The sequence below is a fragment of the Thalassobacillus sp. C254 genome, from assembly GCF_001310615.1.
The window spans coordinates 1-17292 of record NZ_BAXQ01000041.1 but is presented as its reverse complement, the minus strand read 5'-3'; the positions used below and the strand labels follow the sequence as shown (position 1 = coordinate 17292).

Annotated in this window: 15 protein-coding genes and 3 pseudogenes; 7 read left to right on the top strand and 11 right to left on the bottom strand. The window is 36.4% G+C overall.

The window, feature by feature from the left end:
• Positions 1–643 precede the first annotated feature (643 nt).
• Complete coding sequence (locus JCM19033_RS20980; protein WP_054637795.1) at positions 644–1600, top strand: hypothetical protein; 957 nt, start codon at positions 644–646, stop codon at positions 1598–1600.
• Between the two features lie 785 nt (positions 1601–2385).
• Here the strand turns inward: JCM19033_RS20980 and JCM19033_RS20975 are convergent.
• The 4 genes and pseudogenes from JCM19033_RS20975 to JCM19033_RS20960 all read right to left on the bottom strand — a co-directional run bounded on the left by JCM19033_RS20975 (position 2386) and on the right by JCM19033_RS20960 (position 8317).
• Positions 2386–5545 (bottom strand): annotated as a pseudogene (locus JCM19033_RS20975) (type I restriction endonuclease subunit R).
• 12 nt (positions 5546–5557) lie between these two features.
• Positions 5558–6148, bottom strand: coding sequence for a restriction endonuclease subunit S (locus tag JCM19033_RS20970; protein WP_269758459.1), 591 nt, complete (start codon positions 6146–6148; stop codon positions 5558–5560).
• Positions 6100–6732, bottom strand: coding sequence for a restriction endonuclease subunit S (locus JCM19033_RS20965; protein ID WP_054637793.1), 633 nt, complete (start codon positions 6730–6732; stop codon positions 6100–6102). The genes JCM19033_RS20970 and JCM19033_RS20965 overlap by 49 nt, the downstream gene beginning before the upstream one ends.
• The gene (locus JCM19033_RS20960; RefSeq protein ID WP_054637792.1) at positions 6722–8317 is read right to left on the bottom strand and encodes a type I restriction-modification system subunit M; all 1596 of its coding nucleotides are present in this window, start codon (positions 8315–8317) and stop codon (positions 6722–6724) included. The genes JCM19033_RS20965 and JCM19033_RS20960 overlap by 11 nt, the downstream gene beginning before the upstream one ends.
• 648 nt (positions 8318–8965) lie before the next feature.
• Between JCM19033_RS20960 and JCM19033_RS20955 the strand changes: the two genes are divergently transcribed.
• Genes JCM19033_RS20955 through JCM19033_RS23920 form a run of 3 tightly spaced genes read left to right on the top strand, consistent with a single transcriptional unit; the run spans position 8966 to position 10662 of the window.
• A complete protein-coding gene (locus JCM19033_RS20955) occupies positions 8966–9679 on the top strand; it encodes an AAA family ATPase (protein WP_054637791.1) in 714 nt (237 codons plus the stop codon).
• Between the two features lie 25 nt (positions 9680–9704).
• The gene (locus JCM19033_RS20950) at positions 9705–10400 is read left to right on the top strand and encodes an ATP-dependent endonuclease (protein WP_054637790.1); all 696 of its coding nucleotides are present in this window, start codon (positions 9705–9707) and stop codon (positions 10398–10400) included.
• A complete protein-coding gene (locus JCM19033_RS23920) occupies positions 10357–10662 on the top strand; it encodes a hypothetical protein (RefSeq protein ID WP_157050016.1) in 306 nt (101 codons plus the stop codon). Before JCM19033_RS20950 ends, JCM19033_RS23920 begins: the two co-directional genes overlap by 44 nt.
• A gap of 468 nt (positions 10663–11130) precedes the next feature.
• On the opposite strand, the gene JCM19033_RS23915 is transcribed toward JCM19033_RS23920, so the two are convergent.
• Positions 11131–11394 (bottom strand): hypothetical protein, encoded by a 264-nt coding sequence (locus JCM19033_RS23915; RefSeq protein ID WP_157050015.1) that lies wholly within the window; start codon positions 11392–11394, stop codon positions 11131–11133.
• An 849-nt stretch (positions 11395–12243) separates the two neighbouring features.
• Here JCM19033_RS23915 and JCM19033_RS22850 point away from each other — a divergent pair.
• Positions 12244–12417: an aspartyl-phosphate phosphatase Spo0E family protein gene (locus JCM19033_RS22850; RefSeq protein ID WP_083465633.1), complete on the top strand. Its 174-nt coding sequence runs from the start codon at positions 12244–12246 to the stop codon at positions 12415–12417.
• A gap of 56 nt (positions 12418–12473) precedes the next feature.
• On the opposite strand, the gene JCM19033_RS20945 is transcribed toward JCM19033_RS22850, so the two are convergent.
• The 3 genes from JCM19033_RS20945 to JCM19033_RS20935 all read right to left on the bottom strand — a co-directional run bounded on the left by JCM19033_RS20945 (position 12474) and on the right by JCM19033_RS20935 (position 13895).
• A complete protein-coding gene (locus tag JCM19033_RS20945) occupies positions 12474–12665 on the bottom strand; it encodes a hypothetical protein (RefSeq protein ID WP_054637789.1) in 192 nt (63 codons plus the stop codon).
• A 209-nt stretch (positions 12666–12874) separates the two neighbouring features.
• A complete protein-coding gene (locus JCM19033_RS20940; RefSeq protein WP_054637788.1) occupies positions 12875–13153 on the bottom strand; it encodes a hypothetical protein in 279 nt (92 codons plus the stop codon).
• Between the two features lie 442 nt (positions 13154–13595).
• The gene (locus JCM19033_RS20935) at positions 13596–13895 is read right to left on the bottom strand and encodes a hypothetical protein (RefSeq protein ID WP_054637787.1); all 300 of its coding nucleotides are present in this window, start codon (positions 13893–13895) and stop codon (positions 13596–13598) included.
• 559 nt (positions 13896–14454) lie between these two features.
• Between JCM19033_RS20935 and JCM19033_RS20930 the strand changes: the two genes are divergently transcribed.
• The gene (locus JCM19033_RS20930; protein WP_054637786.1) at positions 14455–14745 is read left to right on the top strand and encodes a hypothetical protein; all 291 of its coding nucleotides are present in this window, start codon (positions 14455–14457) and stop codon (positions 14743–14745) included.
• Between the two features lie 410 nt (positions 14746–15155).
• Here the strand turns inward: JCM19033_RS20930 and JCM19033_RS26850 are convergent.
• From JCM19033_RS26850 to JCM19033_RS20915, 3 genes and pseudogenes are all read right to left on the bottom strand, one after another.
• Positions 15156–15356: pseudogene (locus JCM19033_RS26850) on the bottom strand (hypothetical protein); the annotation flags it as partial.
• A gap of 493 nt (positions 15357–15849) precedes the next feature.
• A complete protein-coding gene (locus JCM19033_RS20920; RefSeq protein WP_054637784.1) occupies positions 15850–16149 on the bottom strand; it encodes a hypothetical protein in 300 nt (99 codons plus the stop codon).
• A 74-nt stretch (positions 16150–16223) separates the two neighbouring features.
• Positions 16224–16550 (bottom strand): annotated as a pseudogene (locus JCM19033_RS20915) (ATP-binding protein); the annotation flags it as partial.
• 146 nt (positions 16551–16696) lie between these two features.
• On the opposite strand from JCM19033_RS20915, the gene JCM19033_RS20910 reads away from it, so the two are divergent.
• Positions 16697–17292: cation:proton antiporter (locus JCM19033_RS20910; protein ID WP_269758458.1), on the top strand; the 596-nt coding region annotated here is incomplete at its 3' end.

Here is a 17292-nt window from a genome sequence, read left to right as displayed (position 1 = left end):
CACAGAAGTATTGAAGCCTGGCAGATACGCGAAAAACAAAATTGCTTTTACTGGTAAGTGTTCTCACCCTGCAATTGAAAAACTATAAGAACTTTTTGTAATTATATAAATTATGAACTTATTACATCTCAAAATTTATTACTTAAAATGCATGATATTTATCGTAACAACTTACAGGAAATTTATTATCTATCATTACCCACGAGGTAGACCTTGATCAGTTAAGACTCAGTATGATGGTAACTCTACCCCAATATACTATTACAAAGACTTACAATTTCAACTTGAACAAGAGCAAATTATGCATTTATTAATGGGTACTCAATTATATAACAACCCTTCCGTTTCTATTCGTGAGTTATTACAAAATTCCATCGACACCTGTAATTTAAGAGAAATAAGCGAGAATTCATGGGGAGTCCCTATAAGCCTGAGATAAATTTGTCTTTAATTAATAAAGACAACAAAGATACTTAGAGATTGAAGATAATGGATTAGGGATGGACGAAGAAATAATCAATAATTATTTTGTAAGAGTAGGAAAATCGTTTTACGAGTCTGAAGACTTCTATCGAACCTTGGCTCAAATAGAGAAAACTATACCTCTATTTCTAAGTTTGGGATAGGAATATTATCAGTTTTTATGATAGCTGATAATGTTTTAGTAGAAACCAAGAGGTTACTAGGCGCTTATGAGACAAGTGAACCTATAGAATTAACACTGGAGGGTATTGATGGTTTTTTCTGGTACAAAAAAGGAAGTAAAAAAGTACCCGGCACAAAAATAACACTAGAATTAAAAGATGATAGCATTAAGCATCTAAAAACAGAGGAGGATCTTACATTTCACCTATTAGAAAATGTAACCAATCCAGACTTTGTAAATCCACTACTAAAAGTAAATGGTGTACCTTTAAATTCTTCTACAAGGGGTTATAGTGAAATAGATAGGTACCAGAAATGGGGTGGTACTTCTGATAATAAAATTGAATATTACTATATAGAGATAAATGCAGAAGGTATAGAAGGAAATATAGAGATTGCATTACTAAAAGAAGAAGATCAATATGTAAAGGAGGTTATTTTATGGGAAAAGGATGTAGATGTAAACGGGACGGGGTGTACACTAGAAGAAAAGCTTCAACTAGGTGTAAATTCCATTGAACACACCAGTGATTCAATAAGTCATGATGGCGATGTGCCAGATGTAAATTCGGGTTCTTATAACGAGTTAATTACTGATGGTAAACTATTCCTTAATGGAATTAGAATAAATGAAAACATTTTTAATTCTCCAGTGAAATGGGGAAAAAGAAGTGAACCAGAGAAAATAGAACTACCATTTGCACTAAAATATAATTTAAATTTAACAGGTAAAACAGACTTGAACTTAACAGCCTCTAGAGAAAATATAGTAAAAGACGACTTATGGTTTGATTTTAAAAAACAACTTACAAATTTGATTCTTAAAGGTTTGGTAGAAAAAATAAATAGTTACGATAAATGTCTGAATTTACTTGAGGTTTTTGGGCAGTCATATGGTTTAGACCGCGAAATTTTAGAGACATTTGAGTCAAATATAAATTCAAGGTTTTCATAGTAAGAAGATAGAACAATATTGTTCTATCTTCTTACTATCTTTTCATTATACAAACCCACCCTCTTTAAAGTATTTAAAGCAAGAATATAATTTCTGTGCTTTATGTTATATCTACACCTTGCAGCACTTTATAATGAATAGAGTTAAAGTAAGAGGTTGGGGTGATAAATAACCCTCAACAGTCGTTTGATATCAATAGATAAGTCATTCCTTTTCTCCTAATATTCCTGGATAGTTACCTCTGTGTTTGATAAAAAAGCCCCGGAATTTATTTCGGAGCTTTTACTATATTCCTACATTTAATCTATTTTTAAAAGTAGCTCTTTTTATCTTAAAGGCAAAACCAGTTTCTTTGGTTCTACCACCGAAGGACCAGTAATAAGACCATTTGTGATTCTATTCTTACTCTCCCCCTCGATAGTCCAGTTTGTTGTTCCCAGTTACCGTCACTGTCTTCTGTTCGGTATGTTCCAGGTTCTATACTTTCCAACAATATAAATTCCAGTGCTAAATTCTTTTAAGGGTTCAGGTTCATATTCATCTAATACCATCTTTTACTAGTCCCCACGATTGTGATTGAAATCCAGCGTAAATATGTCATTTGTAATCTTGTTTAAAGACAGATTGTTAGTTGTAACCATGCACTTGGAGGCCAGGTTAACAGCAATAGCTTCGATTTCTTACTTTACACTTTCGGATGTTTCCAGTACCGCTTTTCCCAAGAAAAGGAGGTGATTAGATTTATAAGCCTATCACCTCCCCTCACATATAGAATGACCGTACCGTTATCTCAGTTCGTCATCTAACGGCACAATTTGTTCATCTAGTACCTTTTGCCATTCTCTTTTCATCATTTGAGGGTAACTAAATGGCTTCACGTTGGGACGAAGTGCTTTAAAGGCCTCGTAATCCTTGCTCTCGATGATGCTTTTCATATTTGGAATCCCGTCCATTCCAATCATATACTGGATCGCGGAAGCATGTAATTCATTATTGGAGACACACCAATAGGTACTGAATGCCTCGACAATTTGATATTTCTTCTCTGTAAAGAATCGTCGCTTCACTGCAAATACATCTTCGTTTTCTTCGATTTCCTTTTCGTCCATCGCATTTAATATGGCCCGGTACACTTCTTTTACTATTTCAACCTTATTTAGTTTCTTTAGTGCACTCTCGATTTCTTCACGCACATCTGGATTATTCGCTTCGTATGTGCCTAATAGCTGATCAATATAGCTTGAATCAATATCATACAGTTTTGTCGTTGAATCACTGTAGAAAGTTAATTCTGAGAAGTCTGGGTCATCATCGGGATCCTCATTCCCATCAATCTCCAACAGGGAACCCTTTATGGTTTCATACACACCAGTTTCTTCTTCTAGTGTACTCACCTGTTCCTGCAAGGTTTTCGATGTGTACATGTCATTGTTATAGCTGTCGTACGTCACTAAGGCTTCGTAGGCATTCTTCAACTCCTGAAAAGCTTTTACATACTCCACTCGTGTTTCCAATGGTGCGTGTTCGTTGATATCCCCTTCATTTTCGGTGATCTCAGAAAACGATTGATGTGCTTTTTTAAATCGTTTCTTGGCGGCATCATAGGTGGGGTAAATCAATCCGGATTCTTCCTTCACTTCTGAGTACAGCTTGGTGGCTTTTTCTACATTCGCCTCCATCTTAAAAGGCTTACGGAAGGTGACGATTAATCCCTTGTTTTTTCTGGATAGGTTCGATTGGTTCGGGAGAACGCCTGAATCAAACCAGCATATTCAAGGTTACGATCCACAAATAATGTCTGAATTGTTGGCGCGTCAAACCCTGTCAATAACCGGTCCACTACGATCACCAAATCTACTTGTCGCCCTATTTGTTTGAACTCAGCCCGTTTCCTCGCCAGACGGTTATTAATATCTCCGTTATATCGTTCGATGTCTGTAAGCGTCCATGCGGTTTTATAATATCGATTGTAGTCCTCGATGATGTCTTGCATTTCTTGCTGCTGCTCCACCGCATTCTCTGTATTTTCATCCAAAGATAGGTGATCGCAGTTCTCGGGAAGTCCGGGTCATCCATGGTGCGTCCTTCACGAATTGGTCGATTAGGAAATACTTGTTCCATCCAATCCTTATCTTTCGTCATGGCTTTAATGGCATGGTAATATCGCTTGGCCATGGCGATGGAACTCGTGGTTAAGATTGCTGATTTGGTTGGTTTTCCATTCTTAAAATCAAACTTTGTATAAGCATTATCGGGACGAAGAATCTTCTTAATGACTTTATCAATGTGATCGTCCTGATCATACATACTGTTATCGATATACTTTTCCTTCTCGATCCCTGTCAATTTATCAATTTCTTGATTCATTGCCTCGGAGGAGATGGGCGTACTTCTCGCTGTTTTTTAGTTGATGATAAATCATATTATCCAAGGAGGTCGGTTCAATCGTCGTTTCATGTTCCACTTGAAATCCCAAAACAGCACCATCTTCTAATGCGTTTTTAATGGTGTATGTATGCAGTACCTCCCCGTATTGATCATATGTCGTCCTCGCCAGCTTACCTTTCGCCTGTTTCTTGTTTTCTTCAAAAATAGGTGTGCCGGTAAAGCCAAACCACGTGGAATTAGGAAAGAATTCCTTGATCTCTTCCATGTTTTCCGCACTTAATGCGCGGTGACATTCATCCACGATAAATACGATATGTTGCCCCATCAATTTTTGATACCGATTCGTCCCTTTTTTCTCTTCAGCTAATTTTGCGTATTTTAAAGCAGCATCGAGTTTTTGGCGTGTGGTCACAATGACGACATTTGAATTGGCATCAGCCAACAGCGTCTTGCTTAATTCTTTTGAACTTCCCGTGCCCACGACCAAACTGTTTGCGGGCGTATTTCCGGTCGATATTCCTGTATTAAATTCTGAGGCAAATTTCGTGAATTCACTGGTGGTCTGATTATCCAAGTCCTTCCGATCCACAAGCATAATTGTTCGGTCGATCCCGGATTTTTTGGCTAATAGTTTCGTGGAAACAAAGCTTGTCAACGTTTTCCCAGACCCCGTCGCATGCCAGACATATCCGGATTGATGTTTATTCGCTGCCGTAAACAGGGCTTCAATAGCATGCACCTGATACGGCTGGAGCACCATCAAGGTTTTGTTATCTTGATCTTCACTAACGATGGTATAGTGAGCAATCAACCGGTGAGCATCTGGAATATTTAACGCTTGCTTACAAAATTCATCGAGGTTCTCGACTTTTTTATTGTCTTTTGTGCGCCAGCTGAACATTAGCTTTCGGTGCAAGTTTTTCGGCATCGCATTGGCGAAATAACGGGTCGTTTGCTCATTGGAGACAACGAATAACTGAATGGTAGAAAAGATGTTGTTTCGAAACATCCCTTCTTCCGCGTATTTCTTAATCTGGTGGAAGGCTTGATATACTCCGTCTTTGGCTGTGACCTTTTTCAATTCAATTTGTACGATCGGTAACCCATTAATCAAGAGCGTGACGTCAAAGCGTCGGTCTCGCCCCTCGCTCTGCTCACTTTTTTGGCGATCTGATGGACAACTTCATAGCTGGAAATCCCACCACCGATGTCCTGGTTGGAATAGAGAATCAAGGATACGAAGCCAAGACTGTTGTCTTCCCGTTCAACCGTAATGCGGGCGATCCCGTTCTCCCCTTTTAACCATTTCGCCGCATCAAAAGGGGTTTGCGTGCGTAGAAGTAGTTCTGTTTTAATCGCCTCAAACTCTTTATCGGTTAACGGATGGTCACCAAGTTCAGAGAGATTATTCTGTGTAATCTTTTGACGAAGGTTTCGCCAAAGGTCAGCTTCGGATTTCAGGTCATTACGAAACGTCCACTGGTTATGTCCCTCCCCCAATACCTCAATCAAATGGGATTCAATTTCAGCTTCTGAGCGATGAGATAATTTATGCAAAGAACTCACCTCCTAAACGAACATTTTTTGTAGGAATCCTTTTTTAGTCTCCTTTAACAGTTCCAGTTCTTTTTCATGCAAAGCGACAGTATCATCAAGCTGTTTGAAGAATTCACCGATTTTTTGTTGTTCATCTTTATTGGGCAGAAGAATCACTTGATTTCGTACGAGCTCTGAATTTAAATTCACTTGACTACCTGGTTGGCCATACTTATTCCATTTTGGTCTAAACATTTCTAACCATTGAAACATAAACTCCAGTTCAAATTTAGGGTTCAAAAAAATTAGAAATCCATCGTGAACGCCTGTTTTTATATAATTAATTAAAGGTTTTCCAACTGTAGCAGCGATACTGAGTAACAAATGAGGTGATTCTAAAACCCGTGTTTTTTTCTGACCTGCTTTAGAAATTTTTTGTTCCAAATGATAAATTCGACCATTTTGCCCTGTTACATCAGAAATTCTTAGCCATCCTATATCAGAATCCTGATCAAACCATTTAGGATCATGAATTGGACGAGGTGATGCTCCACGAACTATATCGGCAAGCTCACCTAACTTACGCTCTTTCCATTCTTCACTAAACCCATCAAATCGAACCACCGGTACTCGTTCTCCATCCTTCGGAAACATCTTCTGCAAAATCCTTGTTTGCTCTCTTTTAATAATTCGATTTGTCGTTGCTGAAGGGCAATTCGGTCATCAAGTTGTTTGAAGAATTGACCGATTTTTTGTTGTTCTTCAGTTGAAGGAAAAGGCAAATTGATCTCTTTTACAACTTTGCTATTTAATTTAGGTTGCGCGGTTCCACTATTATATTTTTCATAATTCTGTCTTTCTAGTAACTGATACAAAAAACTATTTGAACCATTTTTAGACTTCATGATATGTGCGTGATTATTAACCCAAAATTTTCCTTTTGCTATATAAGCAACTGGTCTATTTCTTATTATTATGTTTGCACCATCTTCAGCTAATAGAACATATTCTCCATCAAAAATATAATCCTCGACATAATCTATAATTCCAGTAGCTCCATAATAAGGATATATCCCTGTTTTCCGTTTCTCAGAATCTACAGGTACACGTTTTTCATTAAAAAAATCAGCTGCTTCATATAACTTTTTATATTTCCATTCACTATTAAACCCATCAAACCGAACCTTCGGAGTTTTTTTATTCATCATGATCAAACACCTCTAGCGCCCCTTGAATCCATTCCGCATCTTCTTCACTGTACTGCAGAGAAGAAATATCCTTAAACAAACTCTTTTGCAGTTCTTTTTTGTTCTGTTGAATCTCTTTCATTTTGTTACCAACAGCTTTCATATCCACAGGTTCTTCTTTTTCAAAGGTATCTACGTATCTCGGAATATTTAAGTTATAGTCGTTCTCCTTGATTTCTTCAAACTTCGCAAGATGAGCGTATTTCTCTACATTTTCACGTTTGTTATATGTCACCACGACTTTCTCAACGTTCTCTTTCGATAACTTATTCTGATTTTTTCCCTTAATAAATTCTCGACTAGCATCGATGAATAGTACGTCACGAGTACTGCGGTTCTTTTTCAGAATTAAAACCGTGGTTGGGATTGAGGTTCCAAAGAATAAATTCGGAGGCATGCCAATCACAGCATAAATACTGCCATCTTCTAATAGCTTTTTTCGAATCACACCTTCCGCAGCACCTCGGAATAAGATCCCATGCGGTAGAACAATCGCCATCGTACCCGTTTCTTTTAAATGATAATAACCATGCAAGACAAAGGCAAAATCAGCTTTTGACTTTGGCGCAAGTTTCCCGTAACGATTAAAGCGAGAATCATCTAAAAATGTGTCGTCAGCCGACCATTTTGCGGAATACGGTGGATTCATCACGACGGAATCAAATGTGTAAGGTTCATCCGTTGGCCAGTCCTTGTTTAAAGTATCCCCATTACGGACTCTCATTTCTTCCGGATCAACACCATGGAGGATCAGGTTCATTTTGGCCAGGTTAAAGGTTGTTGTGTTCCGTTCTTGACCATGATACTTTACTTTATCGGGGTGGCTAAGATAGTTCCGTACATTCAGCATCAATGAACCTGATCCCATCGTCGGGTCAAATACACTGAACCATTCTTTATCTTCTTGCCCAATAGCAACGATCTGTGACATCATGTCGGATACCATGTGAGGGGTATAGAACTCTCCGGCTTTCTTCCCTGCTTCAGATGCAAACTGCCCAATCAAATACTCGTAAGCATCTCCGATCACATCACCTTCATATCCAATGAGATCCACATCATTTAACTTCTTTAAAACATCCGTAATGGTCACATTACGCTGCTGATCGTCTGACCCTAATTTCTTGGACTGCAAATCAACATCATCAAACAAACCACTAAATGCACCATACTTCGTGGAAAGTTGAATGAACGCCTTATTAAGATCATTTAATTGAAAGATATTCTGTTTCGCCTGATCTGCTAATACATTGAACAAGTATCGTGGCTCAATATCATAACCTAACGTATCAACAACAGTTGCAATTAAATCTTCTTTTGTATCCTCGTCAGCCAATAATTCTTGGTAAAGCTCTGTTTGCTTCTCTGACGTTGAATACGTTTCTAACGATTCATCTGCTAACTCAACAACTTTTATCAATAACTTGTCGGATAAGTATTTATAAAATATTAATCCTAGCAGGTAGTTCTTGTATTCAGATGCATCCATCTTACTGCGGAGATTATCCGCCGCACTGAATAATTTTTGATTTAATTCTGCTCCCATGTTCGCAATACCCCTTATGTATGATTAAATTTGATGGTGAAATTAGAGAGTAAATACACTTTAAACAAAAGCATATAAACGATTTATTCATTGTATCTAATTAAAGTCTATCAGTATGATAACACCCCCAGCCAATAAAACTCACTCTCTTCAATAAATACATAAATTTATGAAAGTTTTTATGCAGTGACAGGCTATTCCCATAAGATGAAACCTAAAATTTACATATCACCCAACTTGGCATCGGTTCTATATGAATTTAAATAAACTATGAGTTAGTCTCTAGACAGTATAAGTCAGAATGAATTATATCGTATTTTAATTTGTAAGGTATGGCGTAAAGTTCAAATATAACAGACAAAATAATACTCAATTAAAGTTGTCCCTATACCTATTAAACGATCGTTGAATCAATTTCATAAGTCGCTCTTTTAAAAAATAAAAAGTTCCATAATTTCTTTTTGTGTTTTTAGCTGTTTTGTGCTTGCTTCGTTTTCAAACGAAAGCTTGCTAACTTCATACTGTTATAAATCAACTTCACCATATTCACGTGGGCACGAATTAAGAAAAGTGGACTTGTGTTAAAATGAAAGAAATGTTATGAGCTTTCGCACGAGCTACCATATTCAAAATAAAATGAGGGATTAAATGTATATAGAAAGCGTAAAAATTAACAATTTCAAATCTATTGGTAACAAAAAAAATATTCTAGAGTTAAATCAAGATTTAATAGCAATAATAGGAAAAAATGAAACAGGAAAAAGTAATATATTAGAAGCTGTAGGGAAGCTCCCCCAAGTTGGAAAACCTAATGCAAATTACTTCAATAATAGAAATCTAAACAGGCAAGAAGATATTTGTGTCAGTATTAGAATGAGCTCTCGTAAAGAAGATGAGTTTATTGAAGAGGATACATTTATCAAATATCAAAAGGGAAGTTCTCCCGCCTTGGAGGGTGGGTTATCTGCTCAGTTGTCAAAGGACGAACATATCAAACAGCTAACTCAGAAAGTTTTAAGTTTTAAACAAGACAGAAAAGTTTGGAACATAGATGCAAATTCCTCTATTCATAAAACAGTAATGGAATTTTTGGAAAACTATAATGTGATGCTACCTATTAATATAAAAAACAATTTCAGTAAGCTTAAAGATTCGATAAAAGACACTTACAGCCAGAAAGAAGAGTTAATACAGGATATTAATTCACTAGAAGATAGATTAAATGATTACTATTTAAGAATCCCTAAGTTTTTCTATAGGAAAACTGAAGACCAACTAAAGTCTGTTTATGATCTTAAAGAAATTAAACAACTTTTAAATAAAGAAGGAAAGTCTTTTAGGAAGACTTTTAAAAGCCGCTAAGATCTCAGAACATAATTTTAAGAGAGTGTTCACAGAAACTAATCATACAGAAAAAGAGGCTTTGAGTGATGAAATTGAAGAAGCCATAGATCATTTTATGAACACCAGGTTTGCCGAATTTTACAAACAAGAAGACATAAAATTTAAGACTAAGTTTTATAATGAAAATATAAAATTTTTAATTGCATCTAATGAAGGAAAAGCACTATTAATTGAAGAACGAAGTAATGGTTTAAGGTGGTGTATTAGTTTATTTATTGATATGGCTGCTGGTGGTTACGAGAAAGGTCCGGTACTTTTTTTATTAGATGAACCGGGGGTATTTTTACATTTGAATGCTCAAAAAGAGATATTAAAGTTGTTTGAATATCTCACTTCACAAGGACATCAAGTGGTATATACTACGCATCTACCTTCCATGATCGATGGCTCAAATATTACAAACGTAAAAGCTATTAATAAAGACAAATCTGGAAATACTTTAATATTCAAAAATGCATATGATCAGAGCCTGAGCAGGGAATCACGAATGGAGACTCTATCTCCTTTAATTAAGGCAATTGGAGCAGATATGAGTTCGAACCTTGCTCCTAGTTCCAATAAATTAAATATCATAACTGAAGGAATTACAGATTATATGTACTTAAAATCTGTTTTAAAAAAGCTTAATTTTGAAGATGAGCTTTATTATACCTTCTGCCGGGGTATCAAATATAAATAAGATAGTATCTATTCTTATAGGCTGGGGGTGTAAGTTCTCCATTTTATTAGATTACGATAATCCTGGAAACAAAGAATATAATAAATTGATTAATGAATTAGACAATTCACTTGAACGTAAGATTGTATTTGTAAATGGAAAACCTTCACCTAAAGGTCAAATTCCTGAAAAAGAAGCGAAGACAATAGAATCGTTTATTTCCCCTAAAGATTACGAATCACTAAGTAATAAGCTTCAAAAAACAATGAAAATAAGACTCTAGTTGCTAAAGAATATTATGATAAGGTGAAATCAGGTGATCTAAAAATCCACAAAGAAACACTAGAGCACTTTAAAGAAATACTCCTTAAGTTAGGGGTCAATTAAGGAAAATTAATTTATTGAAAATTGTGAGTTTAGAGAGGAAAGCCTGGAACTAAACCTCCAGGCTTCTTCAATTACATTCTTTTGTGAGGATAAAAAGTTTCATATGTCTACAATTACCAAAGTGGCAGCAGTAAAGCACTCTTAAGGGAAGGTGTATAAAACTCAAAAAATATGACCATACCAGTACTAACTTCAAAGTTTGGGAGAGTGGATGGTATGGCAAGTAATAAATGTAGAAGTTGCGGTAAAAGTACACGTGATCGAAAAAGTAATAATCGTCATGGTCTTTGTCATTGTTGTTATAAGATAGAGAAAAAGTGGGTTAAAGAAGGGTTTACTTATTTAAGAAAACAGGCAAGGTAATTTACTCATAAATGACTTGTTGTGTCCCTCCCGTGTTTACCACGATAGGTTTGATCAGAAAACGCTCATTCTTATTGTAATGGTGTTGGGCCTGTTCTATAAAAGATGGACTGTTAAGAGTAGTAAGCAGGATGGTATCTACCATTTCAGACTTCGTCATTCCACAGCTCGTGGCAAGCAGCTGTAATTTATGGTCAGTATCATTTTGAATGGAAACGGAAAATCGGCAACAACGTTTCTTTCCATGATTTCTAGTTTTTGCCAATTCACTTTTAGGTTGTACTTTTTTATAAAACTAGTCATAAAACTCCCTCCAAAGTTAGGTGTAGTGGTGCAGTGGTTCTAAAGTATATGTGTTTTTCAAAGCGCTCATGCCTTCTTTTTAATACTTTATTGGTTAAGAAATGGCCTTTTATCTTAATACGGACAATCATAAACGTTCGTCTTTTTTGTGTGTCAGGAAAACATTTTTTCATGGTATGAAGGAGAATTAATTATATTTTGTAACAGTTTTTATTTTACATAGAGTGGTAACACCACTCCCCTTTCTACTTTATAAACCCCTAAGCTCAAGAATAATGAGTATAAATCACTTTAGAAAAGTGGTTCACTCGTGATGTTGTGAAGTGGTGTAGGGAAGGAGAGGGAGGTCATTTAATAAGATGTTCGGTTCATATGTATAGTATTGGATGACCAATATACATAACTTTTTCGTCATCCAATGTAAACCGTATTTTAAAGCTTTTTTGGGTGAGGAAAACTCAAGTTTAAAATCCTAGAACAGGGGAAACTTATAAGGATCTTCCTTAATTTTTTTGACGTCCTTTCTTTGACAAAAGAAGGGGCTTTTTTATACACTAAGTGTTTTTTCTACAGAAAGCTCTGCAGCTAGTTTTTTATTCATCATAAAAAAAATCTTTGCAGGACAACCGACTGAAAACCTCCTATTGTCTGACATAAATAACGTTTAGAATATTTCAATAGTTTTACAAAATGAATATTTTATAGATAACATTTGTCTGTTATCGTATGACGGAAAATGTGGCTTGATTTTCAACGAGAACATTTCAGCTAAGATATCCAATTCATTTACGTATTGGAGGATAGTAATGAAATGAACGTGTTTATGGAATGCATGATAAAGATTAAAAAGAAGGAAATGTATAAACACGCAAAACGATATGGCTTTACGGATGAAAGAACCGTTCAATGTAGCCAGGAACTAGACGTTTTACTAAATAAGTATCAAGGAGTAAAGGAAAAATCTGAGGATATGTCACTGATTTAAAAGAAAAAGGAAGGGGCTGGTTCCGTAGCTCCCTTCCTTTCTATCCGCTTAGTTGCTTATGGTTTATTCTCACCAATCGAAGCCAATGCCTCACCTTCCGACTTTCCATAGTAAACACTTCTCACGCCACTTATCTCCTCTTCAACAAAAGCTAAGTAATGCGATCCATCCCACCATAATGTCGTCGAGTACTGACTTTCCTCTATCCAAATATCTTGCTTGGAAACAAATCCAATTTCCTTTTTCATCCTATAAAACCTACCCTACTTCAAGACTTGAGAACGAATATTTATGTTCTGTACTTTCATGTTATACCTGCTATATCAAAGGCCAGGGAGTCTCTATTATTATTTCTTCATACTGGTTTCCTTCACCCCTATATGGAACCTTATGGTGTAGGGAGTGATAGTAATGATGGATGAGGGTAAAGTGGCATTACTTAAATTTGTTATACCCATTACCTTTTAACAAATGACAATAAAAACTCAGGGAAAGGAAAATCCTCTCTTCTATGTTCAAACTCTTTTGAATCAATACGTAAAACATTCCCATCAGAAATGTTACCAATCTGAACCCTAGCTACCATGTTATCGTTTACGCCAAAGAAATATATATCAGCAATCATAGGGCCAGTACCAAAAGAAATGACGTACTCGTATCTGTACCCATGAGCAAGCATTCCTTCTCCCGATCTCTTTGATAAATTTAAACTAATACATACTAATTCTTTTGTCATTATAAAAGCCTCCCTAGCATAGCATATACTTTTTTATCCTATAAAGCACTTCCCTTCTTATAGCGTTGAAAAGAAACACTATACTAGTCGTGAGAAAGCGAAATTGCTTTTAGTGGGATATACTTTAAATCATCCAATTCCTCAAAACTGGTAAACGCACAACAATTAAAAGAGAAGATCCCTGGGTGTAAAGGGATCCTCTCTTTTAACTATGTGAAATTGGATGAGACCTGACTTTTCCTTTTGAAGAGAAATGTATAAAACTCTAAAAATATGACCATACCAGTACTATCTTCAAAGTTTAGAAGAGGTGAACAGTATGGCTAAGTGTCCACAATGTCAAAAAGCAAAAAGAGACAAACACAACAAAAGAAATGGTCTTTGCGCTTCTTGTCACAAAAAGGATAAAAACATGTTCAAAGTTGGAATCAAATTTGCCAAATTACCTTGATCGATAGACGACTTCTTTGTTTCCATCTGTTGAAACAACCATAGGCGTAACGTGAAACTCTTCATATTGCGCCCCGTATTGTTCTTGAATAAACTCCACTACATTAGGAGAATCGAGACCGATCCGAAGAATAATGTCCACAATTCTTGATTTACTCATGCCCCCCGTAGCAATGGATAACCGTGTGAGCTTTTTATCGTATTCATTGGTTGTAGAAACCGGAATGCGTGCGACACGCTTATTTCCCATTCCTCGCGTTTGAGCCGATTGTTTCGCTGACTGTACAGACATGATTACCCCTCCTGAAACTGATTCACTGTATTCAGATTTATATGATGATCAAGACCAAAAAGACCCTGCCCTATGAGGTGGATTTTTTTGAAACAAGCAAAAGACTAATAACCATTCAGTCTTTCACCATTATTGTTTGTGTTTTCCTTTTCATAAGTGAAAGTGAAAAATGCTTATTTTTTTATGGAGAGAAAATAATTCAATTAGATAAATGATTAAAAAGAAAATTAGGGAGTTGTTTAAGCCCTCTCCCCTTCTTGCTAATAAAAGCGTCACTACTTAAAATACCTCCCCCTAAAATAGCTGAAAGTGATTCACTGTTCTTTTCTACACTGAATCTGTAAGTAGGGAGGGAGAAGATGTACATATATACCCCTCAACGGTCGTTTGATACCAATAGTATTGGATGACCAATACACTGTTTTAACCGTCACCCAACGTAAAAAGCACTCTTCGTGTTTTAAGTTATTTTTGGATAAATAAAACTTGAATAGTACCTTAAGGAAAAGGGTGCTTGGTCTTTTTCTTTTTGGTATGATGATATCAGAGGGTGATACGTATGGAAGAAATTTTAAAGGCGATACAAGGCCTTCACGACAGGTTTGATAAAGTAGAAAAGCAAATTTCGCATTTGGATAAGCAAGTTTCACACCTTGAAAAACAAACAACCCAAGGATTTAGAGAAATGAACGAAAAGTTAGATCGTAACGACTGGAATAGCAATGAAGACGTGATTTCTTTGCTCAAAACGATCAATAAAAACACAGAAACATTATCAAAAGATACATCCTATTTATCCAAAAAAGTGGGCAACCACGATATGATTTTAAATAGGTTGAACGAAAACTAGGGGAGCTAACAGCTCTCTTTTTTTAGGAAGTAAACTGTTTTTAATAAAAAAACGACTGTGTACATGCGTTTACATTTCTACCATCGTCCTTTAACCTCTATGGCAAAAGACCTTATCCTGAAAGAGCTGAAAGTGCTGTACTTTTCTACACTGGTACAGGAGCAGGGGGGAGAAGGTTCATGACATGTACTGTGCTCCCATCTATCACAAAAACACTAGATAGTATAAAGACACAAACACTATGTAGTGTTTGTATTATATATTGTATTATTGTTTACACTATATTAGTGTTCCCTTCTCTTGCCCTGTGTGTAACTTTTCCTATCCAAGATTTTACATGAAAAAGCTTAAGACGATACTTCTTTAAATATTTTATACATAGTATGTGAAATTTTATTGTCAGGCCAGCAGCCTGAAGGCCTGTGAATCACTACATTACCATCCCCAAGGATCATCCCTTGGTTATATAGCTTTTGGAACGGCTCTTTCGTAGGTAACACCCCGATATCGTATAGGACCTTGTGCCAGAAACGAGCGTATAACAAGTGAAGCACTGCATGCTCTGCCCCTCCAATATAAATGTCCACAGGTAGCCACTTTCCAATTTCCTTTTCATTCTACAAAAACTCACCCTTTTTCGAAAGAATACTTGGTTCTCCTGTACTTTATATTATACCTATATAAAGAATCAAGGATCAGGGTATCTATATTATATTCTTATTTATCTCAAAAGTAGAAGGAAACAAACATACTTCATATTTTAGTTTTCCTACTCTCATGCAGTAGCACTTAATGAATGAAGAGAGTGAAAGAATGAGACGGATATTATTATCATAAAAAGAGGCTACAGAATAAGAACATTCTATTCCTGCTGCTACTCTTGAACAAGATGTATAAAACTCCAAAGATATGACCATACCAGTACTAACTTCAAAGTTTGGGAGAGTGAAGAGGTATGGCAAGTAAAAAATGCAGAAGTTGCAGTAAAAAGTACTCGTGATCGAAAAAGTAAAAACCGTCATGGTCTTTGTCATATTTGTTATAAACTAGAAAAAACATGGGTCAATGAAGGTTTTACCTACCTAAGAAAACAGGCTAAATAAATTAATTATAAATCACTTGTTGCCTACCGCCTGTATTAACAACAATTGGCTTGATTAAAAATCGCTCATTTTTATTGTAATGATGCTGGGCTTGTTCAATAAAGGTTGGACTATTAAGAGTGGTAAGCAGGATGGTATCCACCATTTCAGACTTTGTCATTCCGCAGCTTGTGGCTAACAGCTGTAATTTATGATCGGTATCATTTTGAATGGAGACGGAAAAACGGCAGCAACGTTTTTTTCCATGATTTCTGGTTTTTGCTGATTCGCTTTTAGTCGTACTTTTTATGAAATTAGTCATTAAAAACTCCCTCAAAATTCGGTATAGTGGTGCAGTGGTGTAACCGTCAAGTGGAAATGAACATTTTTTGCTCGTTACGTTTGAGCACTTTTCGCTTGAAACAAAGATTCACGATACTTAATTCGATGACTGCCGCCATTCAAGTGAACGACTTCCGAGCGATGGAGAAGGCGATCCAAGATGGCCGTGGTAATACCTTGATCTCCGATTAATTCTCCCCATTCGTCGGGCCCTTTGTTAGAAGTTAAGATGACTGAACTTCTTTCATATAGATGATTGATTAAGTGAAAAAATAAATTAGCTTCTTGTTGATCCATAGCCATATACATTAAGTCGTCGATGATAACCAAGTCAGCCTGCCGAATACGTTTCATAGATAACTGAGATTTCCGAACGTATTCTGCTCATTCCATGTTTCTATGTCATAAAATACTCGATGTTTCGCAAAGTTGTGTTTTACGAATTTTACTGTGTTTTCTACTTTCCCTTTTGATTCAGGATCTGCATTCTAGATCTGACTTTGTTTGAAGCTTTCTTGCTGGGAGCCTTGGTTGGTTCCACGGATGCCGCCGCCGTATTTGCCACATTAAAAGGAAAAAACATAAAAGCCCGCTTAGGTGCAGCCATGGAAGGGGAATCAGGTGCCAACGATCCTATGGCTGTGTTTTTAACCTTGGCAGCCATTGAACTCATTACCATAGAAAACAATGATTACTTGTTTATGCTAGGAGCATTTTTCTGGCAAATGCTCTTTGGGGTTGTGTTAGGCCTGATTTTGGGAAAAGGGGCATCTCTTCTCATTAACCGTATTAATATTGATATAAGCGGTATGTATCCCATTTTTGCCATTTCCTTTGCCTTTATTACTTATAGTGCAGCAGAATTTTCCCAGGCCAGTGGATTACTTGCTGTGTATGTGTCTGCATTAGTGATTGGAAACTCTGAACTCGCGTATCGATACACCATTTCACGTTTTCAGGAAGGCCTCGCTTGGATGGCACAAATTGTTATGTTTGTGATCTTAGGCCTCTTGGCTTCTCCACAGGATATTTTCTCCTGGTATGTCATTTGGACCGGCCTTCTTCTATCCATTTGTTTAATGTTTGTTGCCCGGCCTGTTGCAGTTTTTATTTCTACCATGGG

What these genes read in the sequence shown, in the direction of transcription:
- JCM19033_RS20980 (WP_054637795.1), top strand. Translation starts at nt 644, where the DNA reads ATGATAGCTGATAATGTTTTAGTAGAAACCAAGAGGTTACTAGGCGCT.
- JCM19033_RS20955 (WP_054637791.1), top strand. Translation starts at nt 8,966, where the DNA reads ATGTATATAGAAAGCGTAAAAATTAACAATTTCAAATCTATTGGTAAC.
- JCM19033_RS20965 (WP_054637793.1), bottom strand. Translation starts at nt 6,732, where the DNA reads ATGATGAATAAAAAAACTCCGAAGGTTCGGTTTGATGGGTTTAATAGT.
- JCM19033_RS20920 (WP_054637784.1), bottom strand. Translation starts at nt 16,149, where the DNA reads ATGACTAATTTCATAAAAAGTACGACTAAAAGCGAATCAGCAAAAACC.
- JCM19033_RS20930 (WP_054637786.1), top strand. Translation starts at nt 14,455, where the DNA reads ATGGAAGAAATTTTAAAGGCGATACAAGGCCTTCACGACAGGTTTGAT.
- JCM19033_RS20960 (WP_054637792.1), bottom strand. Translation starts at nt 8,317, where the DNA reads ATGGGAGCAGAATTAAATCAAAAATTATTCAGTGCGGCGGATAATCTC.
- JCM19033_RS23920 (WP_157050016.1), top strand. Translation starts at nt 10,357, where the DNA reads ATGAGCTTTATTATACCTTCTGCCGGGGTATCAAATATAAATAAGATA.
- JCM19033_RS20945 (WP_054637789.1), bottom strand. Translation starts at nt 12,665, where the DNA reads ATGAAAAAGGAAATTGGATTTGTTTCCAAGCAAGATATTTGGATAGAG.
- JCM19033_RS22850 (WP_083465633.1), top strand. Translation starts at nt 12,244, where the DNA reads ATGAACGTGTTTATGGAATGCATGATAAAGATTAAAAAGAAGGAAATG.
- JCM19033_RS20935 (WP_054637787.1), bottom strand. Translation starts at nt 13,895, where the DNA reads ATGTCTGTACAGTCAGCGAAACAATCGGCTCAAACGCGAGGAATGGGA.
- JCM19033_RS20940 (WP_054637788.1), bottom strand. Translation starts at nt 13,153, where the DNA reads ATGACAAAAGAATTAGTATGTATTAGTTTAAATTTATCAAAGAGATCG.